Raw genomic sequence first — 20,149 nt, forward strand, 5'->3', positions numbered from 1 at the left:
ATGTGGGCTGTGGCGCGTCGACCGCGGTGGATCGGTCTCCTGGTCCTGGCGCTCGCCCTCGCGGCGCTGTTCGCGTTCCTCGGGCGGTGGCAGCTCGAACGGGCGATCGCGACGGCGAAGGTCGGTCCCGCCTCCACCGAGAACCGGCAGGTGCTCGACCGCGTCACGAAGCCGCAGCGCTCCATGCCGGAGGACCTCGCCGGTCAGCGGGTCTCCGTGCGGGGGCACTTCGTCGCGGGCGACACGGTGGTGCTCAGCGGGCGCAGCGGCGGTGGCCGCTTCCAGACGGTCGGGCACTTCGTCGACAGCAGCTCGGGCGCCAGCCTCCCGGTCGTCATCGGGTACGCGGACGCGCGGCGGGCGGCCCTCGCGGGTGGTGCCCGGGCCGCCACGGGTCGTACCGTCACGGTCGAGGGCCGCTACTACCCGTCGGAGTCACCCGACCAGGACGCGTTCCAGAAGGGCGAGCACAGTGCCGTGGCCGCGGCGTCGCTCGTCAACGAGTGGCACGACTTCGACGGCGAGATCTACGGCGGGTACGTGGTCGCCACCCATCCGACGGCGGCCCAGGCGCACCTCGGCACGATCGCCGACCGGGCGCCCACCCGGAACGTCCAGTTCAACTGGCTCAACCTCTTCTACGCGGTCGAGTGGGTCGTCTTCGCGGGCTTCGCGGTGTTCCTCTGGTACCGCTTCGTCAAGGACGCCTGGGAGCGTGAGCAGGACGAGGCGGCCGGTGACGACGACGGGCCGGACGACGACCGCGATCCCGACCCGGACCTCCCGGTCGGCTCTGCGGGTGCTCAGGACTCCCAGCTGCTCGCCGGGGCCCACGCGGGCCACCGGTAGGATCGGTCCATGGCCCTGACCGTCCGCACGCGTGACATCCGCAAGATCCCGGGGGCGGTCCGCCTGTACCGGGTCTCCGCGTACATCACGGGTGTCATGCTCCTGCTGCTCGTGCTCGAGATGGTCCTCAAGTACACGCCGATGCACACCGAGATGCAGCTGGGCGGCAACGGCTTCTTCGTGCCCGAGGGCACCTCGGGCAAGGCCCCCGGCACGTTCGACCTGTCGATCGGGATCCTCATCGCGCACGGCTGGCTGTACGTGCTCTACCTCTTCGCCGACTTCCGCCTGTGGAGCATCATGCGCTGGAAGCCGCTGCGCTTCCTGCTCATCGCCCTCGGCGGTGTCGTCCCGTTCCTGTCGTTCTTCGTGGAGCACCGCATGGCGGGCATCGCGCTGGCGACCCACCACGAACTCGTCGCGCAGCACCAGCAGGCGCGCCAGAAGGAGGCCGCTCGGTGAGCGAGACCGACCAGCGTCCCGTCCTCGTCGTCGACTTCGGCGCCCAGTACGCGCAGCTCATCGCCCGTCGCGTGCGTGAGGCGAACGTCTACAGCGAGATCGTGCCGCACACCGTCACGGCCGACGAGATCAAGGCGAAGGACCCCGCCGCGATCGTCCTGTCGGGAGGGCCGTCCAGCGTCTACGAGGCCGGCTCGCCCGACCTCGACGAGGGCATCCTCGAGCTCGGTGTACCCGTCCTCGGCATCTGCTACGGCTTCCAGGTGATGGCGAAGTCACTCGGCGGTGAGGTCGCGAACACCGGCCTCCGCGAGTACGGGGCCACCGACGTCGAGCTCGTCGGCGACGGCGGCACGCTGCTCGGCGGCCAGCCCGCGGCGCAGACCGCCTGGATGAGCCACGGCGACTCCGTGCGCACCGCGCCCGAGGGCTTCGAGGTCCTCGCGTCGAGCTCCTCGACCCCGGTCGCGGCGTTCGGGTCCGACGAGCGCAAGCTCTACGGCGTGCAGTGGCACCCCGAGGTCAAGCACTCCGCCGAGGGCCAGCGGGTCATCGAGAACTTCCTGCACAAGGCGGCGGGCCTGCCGGGTGACTGGAACGCCGGCAACGTCATCGCGGAGCAGGTCGAGCGGATCCGCGAGCAGGTCGGCTCGGCGCGGGTCATCGCCGGTCTGTCGGGCGGTGTCGACTCCGCCGTCGCCGCCGCGCTCGTGCAGAAGGCCGTGGGCGATCAGCTCACCTGCGTCTTCGTCGACCACGGCTTGCTGCGCGCCGACGAGCGGAAGCAGGTGGAAGAGGACTACGTCGCCTCGACCGGCGTCCGGCTCGTCACGATCGACGCCGAGCAGCAGTTCCTCGACGCACTCGCCGGTGTGTCCGACCCGGAGCAGAAGCGCAAGATCATCGGGCGCGAGTTCATCCGGACGTTCGAGTCCGCGGCCGAGGCCCTGGTGCTCGAGGCGAAGGCGGACGACGACGCGGGCGAGGTCAGGTTCCTCGTGCAGGGCACGCTCTACCCCGACGTCGTCGAGTCCGGCGGCGGGACGGGCACCGCGAACATCAAGTCGCACCACAACGTCGGCGGCCTGCCCGAGGACATGACGTTCGCGCTCGTCGAGCCGCTCCGGACCCTGTTCAAGGACGAGGTCCGGGCGATCGGCCGCGAACTCGGCCTGCCCGAGGTCATCGTCGGGCGGCAGCCGTTCCCCGGCCCGGGCCTCGGCATCCGCATCGTCGGCGAGGTCACGAAGGACCGCCTCGACCTGCTCCGTGCGGCGGACGCGATCGTCCGCGCCGAACTCACCGCGGCGGGCCTCGACCAGGAGATCTGGCAGTGCCCCGTGGTGCTGCTCGCCGACGTCCGGTCGGTCGGCGTGCAGGGCGACGGGCGGACCTACGGGCACCCGATCGTGCTGCGCCCCGTCTCCTCGGAGGACGCCATGACGGCGGACTGGACGCGTCTGCCGTACGACGTCCTCGCGCGGATCTCGAACCGGATCACGAACGAGGTGCGTGACGTCAACCGCGTCGTGCTCGACGTCACGTCGAAGCCGCCGGGCACCATCGAGTGGGAGTAGGGGCCGCCGGGCCAGGGGCCCCGGGCCCGGGGCCGTTCTGCTCACGCTGACGACAAGTGCGCATGCGCCCGCATGCGCACTTGTCGTCTGTGCGCGCACTTCCCGCTCCGCCACGGCGCCCGGACACGGAAGAGCCCCGCCGACGGGGACGCGTCGGCGGGGCTCGGTCCGGGGTGCGGGGACGAGGTCCGGGAGGGCCTAGTTGTTCCGCAGGATGGCGAGGATGCGCAGGATCTCGAGGTACAGCCAGACCAACGTGACGATGAGTCCGAACGCTGCGGTCCAGCCGTAGATGCGCGGGGCGCCACGCTCGACGCCGGTCTTGATCTGGTCGAAGTCGAGCACGAGCGAGTACGCGGCCATGAGCACCACGAGGATGCCGATGAGCACACCGAGCGGGATGCCGAACAGCGTCACGTTCAGCAGACCGAACGCGCTGTGCGTGACACCCGTCCACATGAGGACGAGGTTCACGAGCGAGAACGCGAGGTACCCGAGCATCGCGACGAGGAAGAACCGCGTGGCCTTCGGGGTCGCACGGACCTTGCCGGACGTGAAGAGCAGGAGCGTCACGGCGAAGACGCCGAGCGTGCCGAACACCGCCTGGGCGACGATGCCGTCCCACTGGGTGTTGAAGACCTGCGAGATCCCGCCGACGAAGAGGCCTTCGAGCCCCGCGTAGGTGAGGACGAGGGCGGGTGAGGGCCTGCGCTTGAACGTGTTGACGAGCGCGAGCACGAAGCCCCCGATGACGCCGACGATCATGAGCGCCGGGACCATCCACCCGATGACCGCGCCGACGACGAGCACACCGAAGGCCACGAGCGTCTTGACGATCGTGTCCTCGTAGCTCATGCGGTCGGTCTCGACCGGGCCGGCCGCCGGGCGGTCGTACATGTACTGGAGCTGCTCGGGCGTGAGCGGCTGGCCGCCGGCCCGGCCGTAGGGGGCCTGCTGTCCGTACGGGGCCTGGCCGTAGGGGGCGCCGGCGCCGTAGGCACCGTTGCCCCATGCGTTGCGGCCCGCGTCGTTGAAGGCGGGGGACTGGTCGAAACCGGGCTTGAACGCCATGGTGTCCTCGTTGTTCCTGTTCTCTGGGTGCTCTGCGGCCGGGTGTGGTCCGGCTGTCGGGGAGCGTCGCGGGTGCGAACATCCGTGTTCTCTCAGCCTAGGGTCGTTCGACGGCGCCTGGCTGGGGATTCGCGATGAGCGGACTGCGGGCCTCCTGGTGGTGACGGGCTGCCATCACCGGTGTGCTCGCGATCCTGTCGCCGTCCTCTGGGAGAACGCCCGTACGCTCGTGCGCATGCCCGACGAGCACGCGCACACGGCGTCTCCACAGCCCCGCGTCATCGCCCACCGGGGCGCCTCCGGGCATCGTCCCGAGCACTCCCGCGCGGCGTACGAGCTGGCGGTGACGCTCGGCGCGGACGCGATCGAGCCGGATCTCGTCGTGAGCCGGGACGGTGTGCTCGTCCTGCGTCACGAGAACGAGATCTCGGGCACGACGGACATCGCGTCCCGACCGGAGTTCCGCGACCGGCGCACCACGAAGCGCGTCGACGGTCAGCGCGTCACCGGCTGGTTCACCGAGGACCTCACGTGGGAGGAGCTGCGCACCCTCCGCGTGCGTGAGCGCCTCCCCGCCCTGCGGCCGGCGAGCGCGGCGTACGACGGCAGCGGGGGGATCCTCCGCTTCGAGGACCTCCTCGCACTGCTCGACGCCGCACCGCGCCCGGTCGGGCTCGTGGCCGAGGTCAAGCACGCCACGTTCTTCGCCGAGCAGGGGTTGCCCCTCGACGAGCTCGTCGACGCCGTCCTCGGCGAGGCCGGCTGGCGCTCCGATCCGCGCCTCACGTTCGAGAGCTTCGAGAAGCAGGTGCTCCTCGACCTGAGGGCCCGGGGAACGGGCGGTCGCTCCGTCTACCTCATGGAGCGGCGGGGCGCGGCGGCCGACGAGCGCGCCCGGCAGGGCTCCGCCGCCCCGACGTACGCCGCGGAGCGCACCGACGCCGGCCTGGCCGGGCTCGCGTCGCGCTTCGACGGCATCAGCGTGGACCTGTCGACCCTGATGGCGGGTGTCGACTCGGTCGCCGTGGGCGACGACCGGGAGGTCCGCAGCGGCCTGGTCGATCGGGCCCACGCCGCCGGGTTGACGGTGTTCACCTGGACGCTCCGCGCGGAGAACCGGTTCCTCCCCGCGCCACTCCGGCGCGACGGCGACCTCGCGGCGCGCGGGGACTGGGCCCGTTGGTTCACCTCGGTGATGCGCACGGGCGTCGACGGCGTGTTCGCGGACCAGCCGGACCTCGCGCTCGCCGCACGGTCGATGCTCCGCTGAGCGCCCCCGCTCAACCGAGCGGCACGGCACGTCGGCCGCGGGCGATCCCCCAGGCGACGAGTGCCGCGGCGACGACGGTGAGGACGAGGGCCCCGGTGGTCACGGCCTCCCGGAACCCCGCGGTCTGTGCGGCGGTCCACCCGCCCGCGGTGAGCCGACCGACGGCGGACGCGGCGAGGACGGTCCCCGTGACGGCGAGACCGATGCCGGACGCGACCTCGGTGGCCGTGTCGACGAGCGCGGCACCGATCGTCGTGCGCGCCGCAGGCAGGCCGCGGAGGACGTTCACGCCCGCGACGACCCCGACGACGCGCATGCCGGCCGCCTCGAGCACGAGCGCGGCGGCGACCCAGGGGTAGCCGAAGCGCCCGAGCACTCCGTACACGGCGAGACCGGCCACCACCGCGGCGGCGCTGGACCACGCCGCGTGGTCGATCCCGACGCGGTCGACGAACCGGCCGACGAACGGGCCGCCCGCGACGAGGACGGCGACCTGCGGGAGCATGCCGACGGCGGCCAGTGCCGGTGCCCAACCCCAGTCCAGCTGGAACTGCAGGGTCACGAGGTACCCGAGCCCGGCGGTGGCGAGTCCGGCGGCGGCCTTGAACGCGAGTCCGCTCGAGACGCGGGGCAGGGCGACCAGGGCGAGGTCGAGCAGGGGGTGCCGCGCGGTGCGTTCGCGGAGCACGAAGAGCGCCGCGGCCACGAGGGCGGCGAGGCTCGCGGCCCACGGCGCGCCGTCCTGCGCACCACGGTCGACGAAGAGCGTCGGCGCGACGAGGCCGAGAACGATCGTCGCCGTGCCGAGCGCCGCGCCGAGGACGTCGATCGGCGCGGGGTGGAGCTCCTCGGGCTCGTCGAGGGCCACGCCCCGGCTGACCCCGATGATCGCCAGCACCGCGATCGGGGCGTTCACGAGCAGGAGGACCTGCCACGGCGCGACCGCGAGGACGAACCCGCCGACGGTCGGTCCGATCGCGAGCCCCACGAGTCCGACCGTCGAGATCAGGGTGGTCGCGCGGACGCGGAGGTCGTTGCGGTCGAAGAGCCGGAACGCCAGCGCCATCGAGCCCGGCGTGGTCATCGCGGCGGCGACCCCCATCGCGACCCGGACCGCGATGAGCTCGCCGGTCGAGCCGACGCCTGCGGTCGCGAGACTCGTCACGGCGAGCAGGACGAGCCCGACGAGCATGACGCGCCGCCGCCCGAACCGGTCGGCGATCGCCCCGAACACGAGCATCGACCCGCCGAACACGACGGCGTAGGAGCCGGTCACCCACTGCAGCCCCGTCGTCGTCGTGTGCAGATCCCGGCCGATCGTGGGGAGTGCGACGTTGAGGATCGCGTTGTCGAGCATCTCGAACAGGAACACGGCCGACAGGCCGAGCAGGGCGGGCCACGCCTGTCGGAGCGAGGTGGGCGCGCGCCGGGTGGATCGCGCGCCTGGGACGATGGCGCTGGTGGTCGGGTCGGACATGATCATGACCTTATGTGAGTAAGTGTAGTTACACAAGCAAGTGGAGGAACGATGCCACGGACCACAGCGCGCGGTGGACCCGAGACGCGAGCCAGGATCGCCGCGATCGCGTCCGGCCTGTTCCACGAACGCGGTTTCGACGCCGTGACCGTCGCGGAGGTCGCGCGGGCCGCCGGCGTGTCCAGCGTCACCGTCTTCAACCACTTCCCGCGGAAGGAGGACCTGTTCCTCGACCGCTCGCTCGACGCCGCCGAGCTGCTCCGTGCGGCGGTGCGGTCGCGTCCCGCCGGCACCGACGTCCTGGCTGCACTGCACGCCGTGGCCCTGCGGCTCGTCGACGAACGGCATCCCCTGTCTGGGCTCGACGACCGGTCCGGTCCGTTCTTCCGGACCGTGGCGGAGTCCTCGGCCCTCGTCGCCCGGGCGCGCGAGATCGGCGCGGAACTGCAGCGGACCCTCGAGGACGCGGTCCGGGAGGACGGGTCGTCCGACGGTGATCCGACCCTGCTCGCGGCCTTCGTCGTGGCGGGCTACGCCACCGTCCTCGTGGTCACCGCGCGTCACGTGATCGCGGGGACCCCGGCCGACGCCCTCGTCGACGACCACCGGGCGCGGTTGGGGCGGCTGTTCGACGCGCTCCGGGACGGTCTCGCCCGCTGAGCTCCCGGCGCCGCGGGAGGCCCGGATGCGGGCCGCGGTCGGGCGTCGGTCCGGTGGCGGTGTCCGTGGTCGCGCCTAGACTGACCCGGTCATGACGATCGTGCTCGACCCCTTCGACTCCGCTCCCGACGACGGGGCGGGTCGACCCGCGCGCAGCGGCACCGCCACCTACGACGACCCCTTCACCGCCGGCCTCAACCCGCAGCAGAAGGCCGCGGTCGAGTACCGCGGCGAGTCCCTCCTCATCGTGGCGGGCGCGGGATCCGGCAAGACGAGTGTGCTCACCCGGCGCATCGCGCTCCTCCTGGCCAACCGCGAGGCCTGGCCGAGTCAGATCCTGGCGATCACGTTCACGAACAAGGCCGCGGCCGAGATGCGCGAGCGTGTCCAGGCGCTCGTCGGCGGGGCGGCCGAGGGCATGTGGATCTCGACGTTCCACTCGGCGTGCGTGCGCATCCTCCGACGCGAGTCCGAGCGGTTCGGGTTCACGTCGTCGTTCACGATCTACGACTCCGCGGACTCGCGTGCACTGCTCAAGCGGATCCTCAAGGACCTCGAGGCCGACGCGCTCGGGCTGACGGTCGGCGCCGCCGCCAACAAGATCTCGAAGCTCAAGAACGAGCTGCAGGACGTCGAGTCCTACGCCCGCGACATCAACACGAACGACCCGCAAGAGGTCATGTTCCTCGAGGTGTTCCGGCAGTACTCACGCGAGCTCCGGCGGGCGAACGCGTTCGACTTCGACGACCTCATCGGGCAGACGGTGTTCCTGTTCCGGGCGTTCCCCGACGTCGCCGCGCTCTACCAGCGGCGCTTCCGGCACGTGCTCGTCGACGAGTACCAGGACACGAACCACGCCCAGTACGCCCTGATCCGCGAGCTCACACGGCCGGTCGCACCCGAGCAGGTCGACGCGCTCGAGGCATCGGGGCAGCACGTCGACCGCATGCGGGAGCCCGACGGGTCGATCGCGCCGGCGTCGCTCACCGTGGTCGGCGACTCCGACCAGTCGATCTACGCCTTCCGCGGGGCGGACATCCGGAACATCGTCGAGTTCGAGCGGGACTTCCCGAACAGCCGGGTGATCCTGCTCGAGCAGAACTACCGGTCGACGCAGAACATCCTCGACGCCGCCAACGCCGTGATCGCGAACAACTTCGACCGGCAGGCCAAGAACCTGTTCACGGACGTCGGGGCCGGCGAGAAGATCACGGGCTTCACGGGCTACACCGGGCACGACGAGGCCCAGTTCGTCGCGGACGAGATCCAGCGGCTGCACGACGACGAGTACATGGACTACCGGGACATGGCCGTGTTCTACCGGACGAACTCCCAGACCCGTGCCCTCGAGGAGATCTTCATCCGCGCGGCGATCCCGTACCGGGTGCTCGGCGGCACGAAGTTCTACGAGCGTGCCGAGATCAAGGACGCCATGGCGTACCTGATCACCGTCGCGAACCCCGCGGACCCGCTCTCGCTGCGCCGGATCCTCAACGTGCCGAAGCGCGGCATCGGCGCCGTCACCGAGACCGCCCTGCAGCGGTACGCCGACCAGAACGAGGTCTCCCTGCGCGAGGCCCTCCGGCACGCCGACGAACTCGGGTTCGGGCCGAAGGTCCGCACGGCGATCACCGACTTCGCGGCGCTGCTCGACGCCGTCGCCGAGAAGGCCCCGACGCAGCCCGTGGTCGACACCCTGACGCAGCTGCTCGACGGCTCGAAGCTGCTCGAGGTGCTCCGGATGTCGCCGGACGCCCAGGACGCCGCCCGCGCCGACAACATCGACGAGCTCGTGGCGGTCACGCGGGAGTTCCAGAAGAACAACCCCGAGGGCACGCTCTCGGACTTCCTGACCGAGGTCTCCCTGGTCGCCGCGGCCGACGAGCTCGACGACTCCTCGGGCACCGTCTCGCTCATGACGCTGCACACCGCGAAGGGGCTCGAGTACGACGCGGTGTTCCTCACCGGCATCGAGGAGGACCTGCTTCCGCACCGCATGTCCGCCGGCGAGCCCGGTGGCCCGGCCGAGGAACGCCGTCTGTTCTACGTGGGCATCACCCGCGCTCGGAAGCACCTGTTCCTCTCGCTCGCGATGACGCGCGCGCAGTTCGGTGACGTCAACGTGGCCATGCCCTCGCGGTTCCTCCAGGAGATCCCGGACGGGCTCATCGAGTGGAAGCAGTCACCGGGCATGGCGAACAGCCGTGGTGGCACGCAACCCCGCGCCCTGAACGCCCGGCGCGAGGGCGGCGTCGGACCGGGCGGCGGCGCGGGCTGGCGCGGACGGGGCGGCGGGTTCGCGGGCGGCAGCTTCGACCGGGCCACGGCCGCGGCGAAGACCCGCCCGAAGACCGAGTGGTCGAACAGCGTCTCGGGGCAGGTGCGCGACAACGGCGACATGGAGCTCGCGCCGGGGGACCGGATCTCGCACGTCGACTTCGGCGAGGGACGCGTCACCGCGGTCACGGGCAGCGGGGCCAAGCGGATCGCCGAGGTCCAGTTCGACACGGCCGGGCGCAAGAAGCTCCTCATCAAGATCGCGCCGATCGAGAAGCTCTGACGGTCCGCGGGAGCCGGGTCGGGCCTCCCGTCTTGCTCAGCGCACCATGCGCACGGTCGCGCCGATCGGCGGGAACGCGCCGGTGGTGCCGTCGGTCCTGAACCCGTTGCGCCGGTAGAAGGCCTGCGCCCGCGGGTTGTCGGCCGCGACCCACAGCGACGCCGGCCGGTCCGCGAGCGCCGCGTCGAGGAGTGCCTGGCCGATCCCGGTGCCGTGCGCGGCGGCGAGGACGTAGAGCATGGTCAGTTCGGTGGGGCGGTGCGCGGCCGACGGATGCGCGGTGGTCGCCTCGGTCCGCTGTTCGGCGGGCTGATCGTGTTCGGCGGGCTGATCGGGGGCGCCGAGGTCGGCCGTCGTGGCGAACCCGACGACCGCACCGTCGACGACCGCGACCACCGTGCCGAAGGACCCGGAGGCGAGGTTCTGTTCCCACCGCGCGACGCGCGGCTCGATCTGGAAGGCGGGATGTTCCTCCCCGTCGACGAGGTGCGCGTACGTCTCGCGCCACGACACGGCGTGGACCGTCGCGATGCCGCGGGCGTCCGCGGCGGTGGCGGTGCGGACGACGGCGCGGTGTGCCATGTCCTCAGGGTAGGACCGGTCAGGGCTGCAGTCGGTCGACCCGCCAGGAGCCCTCCGCGCTCCGGTAGCGGAGGCGTCGGTACACGCGGTCGCGGGCGCTGAGCCAGAACTCCACGACGTCCGGCACGAGGCGGAACGCCGCCCAGGCGGGAGGACGCGGGACGGCGTCACCATGCTCGTCGAGCAGGGCGTTCGCCTGCGCGATCAGGTCGTCGACGACCGACCGTGGGTCGTGTTCGGCGGGGAAGGCCGCGGACTGGTGGGACGCGGCGGTGGCGGCCCGGGACTTCGGGGACCGCGCCGCGAACAGGGCGTCGGCCGCGGCGTCGTCGAGGCGCACGACGTGCCCCTCGAACCGGAGCTGCTGCCCCGTCTCGCGCCAGTAGGCGTGCAGGGCGGCGTTCGGGTTCGCCGTGAGCTCGACGCCCGTGGGGGTGTCCGTGCCCGTGCCGAACAGCAGCCCCTCGTCGGCGAGCTCCTTGACGTCGACGGTCCGGGCGCTGAGCACACCCGTGAGGCTCGCGGTGGCGAGGGTCATCGCGAGCGGTTCGCGGACCTCCCGGGCGGTCGCGGCGTCGAGCCAGCGTCGCGCGAGCGTCATCGGGTGGTCGGGGTGGGCGGTCAGGCCGTCGAACTCCGGGAAGCTGGCGGTGTCGTCGCGGGTGATGCGGTCCGTGGTCACGAGCCCACGATGCTCCTGCGGGCGCGCGAGCGCATCACGACCACGGGCCTTCGAGCGCGTGCTGGGCCGGACTCCGTCTCTTCTGCCAGCGGGTCCGACGGTGATCCGCGATGGGTACGACGGGTCCTCGGGGCGCCCGCGGATCGATCCGCGCGGGCTGTCCGTGGGCGTCACCACCGTCGTGCGCTCACGTCGTCGTCGGATCCGTCGCACCGAGCGCGGTCGACACGGGGTCCTGCGTCCTGACCCACATCGCGTGCTCGACGGGCAGTTCGTCGATCCACGTCGTGGTGACCGGATCGGGCACGCCCAGCGACGACGACACGTCGTACACCGCCTCGGCGTACCGCAGCGCGGCGTCCTGATCGCGAGCGGTGACGACCACGAGCAGGTCTTCCGGAAGGGACTCGACCGCATGTCGGAAGACCCACACGCGCGGTGTCTCTGCGGTGGCGGGAGCGTGCGCTTGGAGTGCCTCGATGAACCGCCGATCCCGACGCGTCACCCGATCGAGCGCGACCTGCGCGCCGACGGGAAACGGCCCACTGGCGCTCACCAGCGCCGCCTTCTCATCGGGCTGCACGACCTGCGGGAAAGGGCGGTCGATGTCGACCACGAGACCCCACTCGTCGGGGATCCGACGGAGGAGCTCGTGCACCGGGATCGACAGCATCCGGGCAGGGGTCCCCGCAGGGATGCGAGCGAGGGCGTCCTCGGGCACGGTGAACCCCAACACCAGTGCGACACCCGCTGGCGTGCTGACCGCCAACGGAACACCCTGCTCTTCGTGTCGGAGGACGATGACCTGTGCCTCGGCGAACCCGTACTTCGAGCGAAGCATCATGTCGCGGTGCGCGTTCCGCGGAGGCGTCAGGGGCATGGGGTCATCCCGTCGTCGTCGGTGGTCGAGGGAGGCGGTACCGGGCTCCCGGCTCCCGGGCTCCCCGTCGAACTCCATCATGGCCGCGATGCGCTGCCCGTTTCGACTGCGGTCACCGGTTCCGGCCGCAAGGGATTCCGCGTGTGACGTCGGCGTCCGGTTCACGGTTCGAGGACCAACGCGAATCGGGGTCGCTCCGCGCGGAACGGTTGGGGGAAGTCGCGCACGATGCCGTGGCCGTCGCCGAAGTCCTCGACGAGGACACCGGCCGGCAGTGCCGCCGTCGCGAGCAGCTCCGACCAGACGTGGTGGCCCGACACCCGGGCGCCCGCCGAGTGCTCGACCAGTCCGGACAAGCGCCGGTAGCGGCCGAAGGCGGAGTGCACGCCCGCGCCCGCACCGCGGAGCTGAGCCACCAGTGCGGGGAGACGGCCCCATCCGCCCTGCGGGTCAGCGGGGTCGCGGAGCGCGTCACGGAGCGGGATCGGACGCCGCATCACCGGATCGGCGGTGTCGGTCGCGACCGTCTCCGTGCCCGGACGAGCGAAGCGGAGGTCCACGGCGTACCGCGAGCCGCCGGCCTCGAGCCCGTCGCGGACCCGCAGTCCGTCACCGTCGTGCCCGAGGGCCGGTACGGCCTCGTACGTGGTCCCCGGCGGCAGCACCCACCGCGCCGCGAACTCGGCGGGCGTCGGCACGGGACCGAGCAGCGTCATCCGTCGGTCGGTGATGATCTCGTTCCCTCGCTCCATCGCGGGCCCTCGGTGTTCGAGGAGTTCGTACCCGGACGCCTGGTACCAGTTGACGAGGCCGAGCAGCCGCCCGTACTCGGGCCACATCGGGACGGGCGACGGCGGCACGACGAGCCGACCCGTGCCGTCGCCGGCGGGCTGGGTCGCCCAACTCGCCGAGCGCGGCAGGATCTCTTCGCCGCCCCGCGTGATTCCGCGGGGGCTCACTGCGCAGCGACGACGTGATGCCGGAGGTCGTCGGCGTAGTCCCAGGGCGTCGCCACGACGAGGCCGCGAGCACCGACACCCATGGAACGGAGTGCGGAGCCGTACTCCTCCATCCGGAGCGTGCCGGGGAGGGGATGGACACTGGCAGGATCCATGAGAGGCCGGTCGATCGACTGGAACGCCGTGCCCCACGACGAGCGGTCACCTGGGATGAAGACCTCGCTCGCGCCGCCTGCGCCGTACTGCGGATTGGCCACTGCCGATCCGACGGCGTGTGGCAGGGGCTGGGTGACCAGGTAGGTCTCGCCCTGCGGCCGGAAGGTCTGGAACGGGCCGCTCGCGTCGTGCACTCCGACCTGCACGCTGGCCGCGTACTGCGCGGCGTCACCACCAGTCGTGATGAGATCGTGTGCGGGTCCCTCGCTCATCACGTAGAACTCGCCGTTCCCGACCACCTGCAGGCGTTGACCGACGATGGACGTCGGCCGACCCGAGCGCCACGGGTCGACCCCCGGGTAGCCGCTCTTCCAACCGCTCGTTGTGCCCTGCCAGTGCCGGGCGCGAGCGGCGACCGAGGGGAGGTCGGACCGCCAGTACGCCTCCACGCCATCGCGGAAGGCGCCGCGCGCGTTCCGCACGTCCCGCACCCCGGCCGGGAGCCCCGCGACGACGAACGCGCGGAGCGACTCCACCGACCGGAGCGCCGTCCCGTGCCGCACGTTGGCGACGAGGTGCGGGAGCGCGGTGAACGACCGCGCCGTGTTCACCACTTCGGAACCGACGTGCCTGCCTGCGGAGGCGATCCCGCCCGCGAGTCCCGCGCCCTTGGCGAACTCCTCGCCGACCCGGGCCGCGGTGGTGATCCCCTTGCCCATCGGGATGCAGTCGAGGGCCGCGAACGCGAGGTCCCACCCGTCCGCCTGGCCCTTGGTCATCTTGTAGACGGTGTCGGCGAGCACGAGGAGCGCGACACCCGCGACGATCCAGGCGATCGGACCGCCGACGATGAGCGCGATGACGCCCCCCACGGCCACGACGACCTTGGCCACGGAGACGATGTCGCTCCAGACCTCGGACTGGAACACCTCGTCCCAGACGGACTGCTTGCCGAGACCGGCGTCGGCCGCGTGGCCGATCGCGGTCGCCGTGCGACGTTCGCCGTCCTCCCAGTCGCCACGGGCCTCGGCGACCAGACGCTTCGCCGCGTCGATCCGGGACTGCGCGGCGGTGATGGAGCTCTGTGCGGCGTCCACCCCGTCGGATGCCACGGCGGCGTTGTCGGACGCGGCGCGCAGCTGCGCCGGGGTCGGGACCTCCGCGCCGGCGGGCGGCGGCGAGCCGGCGGGGTGCGCGGCGGCGAGCGCGGTGAGACGGGAGGCCGTCGCCGCGTAGTGCGCCGCGGTCGCCTGGGCGTCGTCGAGCCGGTGACGGGCGGCGTCGAGGTCGCCGGCTGCGTCCTTGGCGTCGGCGAGGGCACCGTCGGCGCGGTACTGCGTGTGGTCGACGACGTCGGCCCACCCGAGGAGCGCAGTGGCGACGTCGGCGTACGAGTGCACGAGCTTCGCGAGGTCGGTGGGGGTGTCCTCGATCGCGCGGACGAAGACGTCGGCGGCTTCACCCTGCCAATCGGTGAGCCAGCCCGAGCCGCGGACGGACCGGAGGCGCGTGGTCGCGTCGTCGGCGGCCTCCGAGATGCGCTGGTACTCACGGGCCATCATGCGGACGACGGTGGGGTCGCCGGCGACCGGGTCGAACCCCTGGTCCACGACCGCCCAGCCCGTGGGACGGGACACGGCTACCGTGCCGATCCGGCGTCGGTGGACCCACCGGCCTGGTCGTCGACCCGCAGGGCGGAGGCGAGGTGGGCGTCGGTCTCGCGGTAGGCGCGCTCGGACGTCGAGAGCATGGCAGCGAGGGCCGCGGTCGAGTCCGTGATCTTCCTGCGCTTGTCCTCCCACCGGTGGTCGAAGTCGTGCAGCGCGCCCTGGACGACCCGCGACCCGATCTCGTCGTCGGATGCGTCGACCTGCTTGTGCGCACGCTCCAGCGTGCGGTGCACGGTCGTCAGGTCCCGTTCCAGTTCGCCGAGACCCATGAGGTCGACGAGCAGTCGGTCTGCCATGGCGATGTCCCTCCCCGTCGCGCGGATACCCCGACGACCTGTACGCCGCGGACGGCGCACGGGTCGTGGAGCGATGTCAGCCCTTGAGGCCCGATGCGAGCGACTCGTCGGTCTCGGACAGGGTCTGCGACGCCTTCGTCAGGAAGGACGAGAGCCCGTCGAGGCCCTGCACCGTCTGCGTGACGCCCCGGTTGAACTCGTCGTAGGACTCACCGAACGCCACGGACGACTTGTCGGTGACGTAGCCGTCGGAGATGAGCTGCTGGATCTTGCGCTGCAGCGCGGACAGACGGTCCTCGATGTCGGCTTGCCCCGCCTTGAGGTCGGATGCCGCTGCCTCGAGGTCCGCGTAGGACACGTTGATGTTCGCCACTGGTGCTCCCTTTCCCCGGAGTCATGCTGTATTTCCCCCCGTTCGGGGCGTTCCACGGCGCGACACTACCATCGACGCGTCGGCCGCACAGCGGTTCTCCACAGTTCATGCAATCGCATGTGCTAGGGGGTCCCGCTGTCAGAGGTGCCCGCCACGATGGCGGGGCGAGGGGGGAGCAGGATGACGTTCACGTTCACGATGGTGGACCGCGACAGCGGGCAGACGGCCAACGTCCACGTCGACGGCGACACCGGGCGGGCGGTGCGCGAGGTCGTGGCCGAGGCCGAGCGGCTGCTCGCGACCGATGTCACGTCCGCCGCCGGCCCGGCGACCTACTTCGTGGGCGAGCGCCCGTTGGACCTCGACGCGTCGATCGCCGCCTCCGGTGTCCGTGACGGCGTGGTGGTGAGCCGGAGCGCCGAGGCCGTCCCACCGCCTCCCGTCCGTGCGCTGTCCCTCGGCGAGGTCCGGATCGTGTCCGGACCGCACGCGGGCACCGTCGTCCGGGCCGACGCGGGGATCGTCACGATCGGCTCGGGGGCGGCGGCCCAGCTCCGCGTGGAGGCCGCCACTCAGACCGACGGCCTGGCGGACGCCGCCGCGGCGCTCGGCGGCCAGGGCGTGCCCGACATCGCGCTCCTGGTCTCCGTCGGTCCGGACGGCGCGACCGTGCGCCCGGTCAACGGGTACGCGGGTGCCGCGCTCGACGGCGAACCCGTCGTGACGGAGACCACATGGGACGAGGACGCGCAGCTCACGATCGGGTCGGCCTTGCTCGCGTACGGACGCCCGCGGAGCCGCGGAGCGCACCTCGCGCTCGCCGAGGACGGCATGGCCCTGGAGTACAACCGGCCACCCCGCATCCTGCCGCCGGACGACCACGCGCGGTACCAGTTGCCGGTGCCACCGGTCGAGCCGCCGGCCAGGGCGCTGCCGATCCTCATGGCCCTGGCCCCGATGGGCATGGCCGTCATGTTCGTGTCGACGACGGGCCGCTGGATCTACCTGCTCGTCGCCCTGCTCTCGCCCCTCGTCATGGTGATCACCGGGTTGCAGGGCCGACGGCAGGGCAAGAAGACCCACCGGCAGCGGGTGGCCGAGTACGAGGACACCCGGGCGCGGATCGAGGCGGACGCGACCGAGTCCCTCCGACGTGAGCGTGAGCGGTGGATCGCCAGCGCTCCCGATCCAGCGGACGTGTACGAGACCGCCGTCGGGCCGCTCCCGCGCCTCTGGGAACGCCGCCCGACCGACCCCGACCACCTGCTCGTCCGCGTCGGCACCGCGACGCAGCGGTCCGACGTGACGCTCGAGGACCCGGAACAGCTCTCGCACAAGCGGACGGTCACCTGGGACGCCCGCGACGTCCCGGTGCGGATCGAGCTCGCCGAGCGGGGCGTGCTCGGGATCGCGGGCCCGGGGGACGACGCGCGCCGGATCGCGAACTGGGTGGTCGCGCAACTGGCGACGCTGCAGAGCCCGAAGGACCTGACGTTCGCGCTGCTCACCGACTCGACCAGGACGGGCCTGTGGGAGTGGATGTCGTGGCTCCCACACGTCCGCCGCGACGGCGCCGACCAGCCGGTAACGAGCATCGCGTCCACCGCGGCCGGTACCGCACGGCTCATCGCGGAGCTGTCCGCCACCATCGACGCCCGGAAGGAGGCCGGTGTCCGGGCCGGTCGGCAGGCGCAGCACGCCGGCCAGATCGTGGTCGTCATGGACGGCGCGCGTCGGCTCCGTGCCATGCCGTCGCTCGTCCAGGTGCTCAAGGAGGGCCCGGCGGTCGGCGTCTTCAGCATCTGCCTCGACCTCGACGAGCGCCTGCTCCCGGAGGAGTGCGACGCCGTGGTCGTCGTCCGCGACGGCCGCCTCCGCGTCCGCCAGCAGCGGAGCGAGCGGATCGACGACGCCCGCCCGGACCTGGTGGACCAGGACTGGCTCGAGTGGGTGGCGCGGTCGTTGTCGCCGATCGTCGACGCGAGCCCCGACGTCGAGGACGGCGCGGTGCCGTCGTCGTCCCGCCTGCTGGACGTGCTCGCGCTCGAACCGCCGACGTCCGAGGCCGTCCAGGCGCGCTGGACGCTCGGCGGGCGCAGCACGACGGCCGTGATCGGGGAGTCCATCGACGGGGCGTTCGCGATCGACCTGCACCGCGACGGGCCGCACGGGCTCGTCGCCGGCACGACGGGGTCCGGCAAGTCCGAACTGCTGCAGTCGCTGGTGGCGTCGCTCGCGGTGGCGAACCGCCCGGACGAGATGGTGTTCGTCCTCGTCGACTACAAGGGCGGCGCGGCGTTCAAGGACTGCGTCGACCTGCCGCACACGGTCGGGATGGTGACCGACCTCGACACCCACCAGGTCGAGCGCGCGCTGGAGTCGCTCGGGGCGGAGCTCCGCCGCCGCGAGCACGCCCTGGCCGCGGTGGGCGCCAAGGACCTCGAGGACCACCAGGACCTCCGCGCCAAGCGGGCGGCGGCGGGTGACACGTCGGTCCCGTCCTTGCCCCGTCTGGTCATCGTGATCGACGAGTTCGCGTCGCTCGCCCGCGAACTCCCGGACTTCGTGAAGGGCCTGGTGAACGTGGCGCAGCGGGGCCGCTCGCTCGGCATCCACCTGGTGCTCGCGACCCAGCGGCCGGGCGGCGTCGTGTCGCCCGAGATCCGGGCGAACACGAACATCCGCATCGCGCTGCGGGTGACCGACCAGTCCGAGAGCCAGGACGTGATCGGGGCGAACGACGCGGCGCGGATCGCGAAGACCACGCCCGGACGCGCCTACGTCCGGCTCGGCGCGGCGTCGCTCCTGCCGTTCCAGACCGGTCGCGTCGGGGGTCGCCGTCCGGGGGGCGTCGGCGAGGACGCGGACGTCGCTCCGCTCGTGCGCGAGCGGAACTTCGCGGACCTCAGCGAACCGGCACCGCGCCGCGCTGCGACGGCTTCCGACCTGGCCGACGTCGAGGTCACGGACCTCAGCGTGCTGGTCCGGGCCGTCGGCGACGCGGCCATGGCGATCGGCGTCCCCGAGCAGCGCAAGCCGTGGCTCCCACCGTTGCCGTCGCTCGTGACCCTGGCCGACGTGGAGGCCGTGTCCGCGGCGACGGCGCCGCTCGCGGTGGCCTGGGGGCTCGAGGACCACCCGGACCGGCAGGAGCAGCGGCCCCTGGTGTTCGACCTCGACCAGGACGGCCACCTGTTCGTCATCGGCTCGCCGCGGAGCGGACGCAGTCAGGCGCTGCGGACCCTCGCCGGCGCGATGGCCCTGCGGCTCGGTGTCGGCGACGTGCACCTCTACGGCATCGACTGCGGCAACGGTGCCCTCCTGCCGATCGGCGCGCTCCCGCACTGCGGTGCAGTGGTGCAGCGACACGAGCCGGAACGTGTCGCGCGACTGTTGACCACCCTGCTCGGTCTCGTCCGGACGCGGCAGACGGCGTTCGCCCGCGACGGGTACGGGTCCATCGCGGAGCAGCGCGAGGCCGCGCCCGCAGCCGACGAGGTCCCCATGCCCCACGTCGTGGTCCTGCTCGACCAGTGGGAGGGCTTCATGTCCTCGCTGGCCGAGGTCGAGAACGGCGCACTGCACGACGCCGTCCAGACGCTCCTGCGCGAGGGCGTCGGCGTCGGCGTGCACCTCGTCGTCACCGGGGATCGGACGCTCACCGCCGGGCGCATGTCGAGCCAGGTCGAGCGGAAGCTCCTGCTCGCCCTGGCGGACCGCGGCGACTACGCGTACGAGGGCGTGAACGGCAAGAAGCTGCCCGAGATCATCCCGCCCGGCCGGGGGTTCCGCAACGCCACGGCCACCGAGACCCAGATCGCCGTGCTCCCCGGTGGCGCCACCGGGCGGGCGCAGGCCGACGCCCTCCGCGGGATCGGTGACGAGGTCCGAGCGTTGGTGGCCGCGGACGCGCCCCGGCCGGTCCGGGTCGACGCACTCCCGCGGGGGATCACGCGCTCCGAGGCGGTCCGGTACCTGCCGGTCGCCGATGCGCGCGCCGGGAGGATCGGGGTCGGTGTGGGCGGCGACGAGCTCCGCTTCCACACCCACGACTTCGTCGACGACACCGCGGTGTTCGTCGTCGCGGGGAGCGCTCGCTCAGGCAAGAGCACGACGTTGGTCGCGATGGCCCGACACGCCCTGGACACGGGCGGGAGCGTCGTCGCGGTCGTGCCGCGCGACTCACCGCTGCGCGCACTCGCGGCCGAGCACGCACGGTGCACCGTGTTCACCGATCCGGGACTCAGCGCGGACGACCTCGCCGCGGCGGTCGAAGGGGCGGAGGGCTTCACCCTCGTGCTCGTCGACGACGCGGAGCTGCTCAAGGAGACCGATGCCGAGCCGGTGTTCCGCGCGATCATGGCGTCGGAGCGGGGGCGCCGCGTCGGCCTCGTGCTCGGCGGTGACGTCGAGGGCGTGGCGAGCGGGTTCCGCGGCTGGCAGGTGGACGCCAAGAAGGCACGACGAGGCCTGCTCCTCGCCCCGCTGAGCACCGTCGACGGCGACCTGATCGGTGCCCGCCTGACCAAGAGCGCGATCGGTCAGGACCGCACGCCCGGGCGGGGGTTGCTGCACGACGCGGACGGCGTCCTCCGGGTCGTGCAGGTGCCGGAGGGCGACTGATC

16 protein-coding genes are annotated in these 20,149 nt (G+C 72.3%); 7 read left to right on the forward strand and 9 right to left on the reverse strand.

Annotation, left to right across the window (positions count from 1 at the left end; all coding sequences use genetic code 11):
• Positions 1 to 9 precede the first annotated feature (9 nt).
• The 3 genes from DEI93_RS01800 to guaA are packed head-to-tail and all read left to right on the forward strand — an operon-like array spanning position 10 to position 2,888.
• The gene (locus DEI93_RS01800; protein WP_181436077.1) at positions 10 to 849 is read left to right on the forward strand and encodes an SURF1 family cytochrome oxidase biogenesis protein; all 840 of its coding nucleotides are present in this window, start codon (positions 10 to 12) and stop codon (positions 847 to 849) included.
• Positions 850 to 858: 9 nt separating this feature from the next.
• Positions 859 to 1,311: a DUF3817 domain-containing protein gene (locus DEI93_RS01805; RefSeq protein ID WP_111009768.1), complete on the forward strand. Its 453-nt coding sequence runs from the start codon at positions 859 to 861 to the stop codon at positions 1,309 to 1,311.
• Positions 1,308 to 2,888, forward strand: a complete 1,581-nt coding sequence (gene guaA / locus DEI93_RS01810; RefSeq protein WP_111009767.1) for a glutamine-hydrolyzing GMP synthase — start codon at positions 1,308 to 1,310, stop codon at positions 2,886 to 2,888. Before DEI93_RS01805 ends, guaA begins: the two co-directional genes overlap by 4 nt.
• Before the next feature lie 198 nt (positions 2,889 to 3,086).
• Here the strand turns inward: guaA and DEI93_RS01815 are convergent, their stop codons facing one another.
• Positions 3,087 to 3,959, reverse strand: coding sequence for a Bax inhibitor-1/YccA family protein (locus tag DEI93_RS01815; protein WP_111120114.1), 873 nt, complete (start codon positions 3,957 to 3,959; stop codon positions 3,087 to 3,089).
• 235 nt (positions 3,960 to 4,194) lie between these two features.
• Here DEI93_RS01815 and DEI93_RS01820 point away from each other — a divergent pair, with 235 nt between their 5' ends.
• Complete coding sequence (locus tag DEI93_RS01820; protein WP_111120138.1) at positions 4,195 to 5,229, forward strand: glycerophosphodiester phosphodiesterase family protein; 1,035 nt, start codon at positions 4,195 to 4,197, stop codon at positions 5,227 to 5,229.
• Between the two features lie 10 nt (positions 5,230 to 5,239).
• On the opposite strand, the gene DEI93_RS01825 is transcribed toward DEI93_RS01820, so the two are convergent.
• Positions 5,240 to 6,706, reverse strand: a complete 1,467-nt coding sequence (locus DEI93_RS01825; protein ID WP_111120139.1) for an MFS transporter — start codon at positions 6,704 to 6,706, stop codon at positions 5,240 to 5,242.
• A 51-nt stretch (positions 6,707 to 6,757) separates the two neighbouring features.
• Between DEI93_RS01825 and DEI93_RS01830 the strand changes: the two genes are divergently transcribed.
• Both DEI93_RS01830 and DEI93_RS01835 read left to right on the forward strand, forming a co-directional pair.
• Entirely contained in the window at positions 6,758 to 7,366 is a 609-nt protein-coding gene (locus DEI93_RS01830) for a TetR/AcrR family transcriptional regulator (RefSeq protein ID WP_111009764.1), read from the forward strand.
• Between the two features lie 91 nt (positions 7,367 to 7,457).
• Positions 7,458 to 9,926: an ATP-dependent helicase gene (locus tag DEI93_RS01835; RefSeq protein WP_111120115.1), complete on the forward strand. Its 2,469-nt coding sequence runs from the start codon at positions 7,458 to 7,460 to the stop codon at positions 9,924 to 9,926.
• Between the two features lie 36 nt (positions 9,927 to 9,962).
• Here the strand turns inward: DEI93_RS01835 and DEI93_RS01840 are convergent, their stop codons facing one another.
• From DEI93_RS01840 to DEI93_RS01870, 7 genes are all read right to left on the reverse strand, one after another.
• Positions 9,963 to 10,508 carry a GNAT family N-acetyltransferase gene (locus DEI93_RS01840; RefSeq protein WP_111120116.1) on the reverse strand — a complete coding sequence of 182 codons (546 nt, stop codon included), beginning with the start codon at positions 10,506 to 10,508 and terminating at the stop codon, positions 9,963 to 9,965.
• A 19-nt stretch (positions 10,509 to 10,527) separates the two neighbouring features.
• Positions 10,528 to 11,190 carry a pyridoxal 5'-phosphate synthase gene (locus DEI93_RS01845; protein ID WP_181436078.1) on the reverse strand — a complete coding sequence of 221 codons (663 nt, stop codon included), beginning with the start codon at positions 11,188 to 11,190 and terminating at the stop codon, positions 10,528 to 10,530.
• 187 nt (positions 11,191 to 11,377) lie between these two features.
• On the reverse strand, positions 11,378 to 12,070 hold the full coding sequence (locus DEI93_RS01850) for a hypothetical protein (RefSeq protein ID WP_181435243.1): 693 nt from the start codon (positions 12,068 to 12,070) through the stop codon (positions 11,378 to 11,380).
• A 161-nt stretch (positions 12,071 to 12,231) separates the two neighbouring features.
• Positions 12,232 to 13,029 (reverse strand): hypothetical protein, encoded by a 798-nt coding sequence (locus DEI93_RS01855; protein ID WP_111120118.1) that lies wholly within the window; start codon positions 13,027 to 13,029, stop codon positions 12,232 to 12,234.
• On the reverse strand, positions 13,026 to 14,822 hold the full coding sequence (locus tag DEI93_RS01860; protein ID WP_111120119.1) for a WXG100 family type VII secretion target: 1,797 nt from the start codon (positions 14,820 to 14,822) through the stop codon (positions 13,026 to 13,028). The genes DEI93_RS01855 and DEI93_RS01860 overlap by 4 nt, the downstream gene beginning before the upstream one ends.
• A gap of 2 nt (positions 14,823 to 14,824) precedes the next feature.
• On the reverse strand, positions 14,825 to 15,151 hold the full coding sequence (locus DEI93_RS01865) for a hypothetical protein (RefSeq protein WP_111026972.1): 327 nt from the start codon (positions 15,149 to 15,151) through the stop codon (positions 14,825 to 14,827).
• Between the two features lie 76 nt (positions 15,152 to 15,227).
• Positions 15,228 to 15,524 (reverse strand): WXG100 family type VII secretion target, encoded by a 297-nt coding sequence (locus tag DEI93_RS01870; RefSeq protein WP_111009757.1) that lies wholly within the window; start codon positions 15,522 to 15,524, stop codon positions 15,228 to 15,230.
• Between the two features lie 180 nt (positions 15,525 to 15,704).
• Here DEI93_RS01870 and DEI93_RS01875 point away from each other — a divergent pair, with 180 nt between their 5' ends.
• Positions 15,705 to 20,147 carry an FtsK/SpoIIIE domain-containing protein gene (locus tag DEI93_RS01875; protein WP_111120120.1) on the forward strand — a complete coding sequence of 1,481 codons (4,443 nt, stop codon included), beginning with the start codon at positions 15,705 to 15,707 and terminating at the stop codon, positions 20,145 to 20,147.
• Positions 20,148 to 20,149 lie beyond the last annotated feature (2 nt).

The organism is Curtobacterium sp. MCBD17_035, assembly GCF_003234815.2.
GTDB lineage: Bacteria > Actinomycetota > Actinomycetes > Actinomycetales > Microbacteriaceae > Curtobacterium.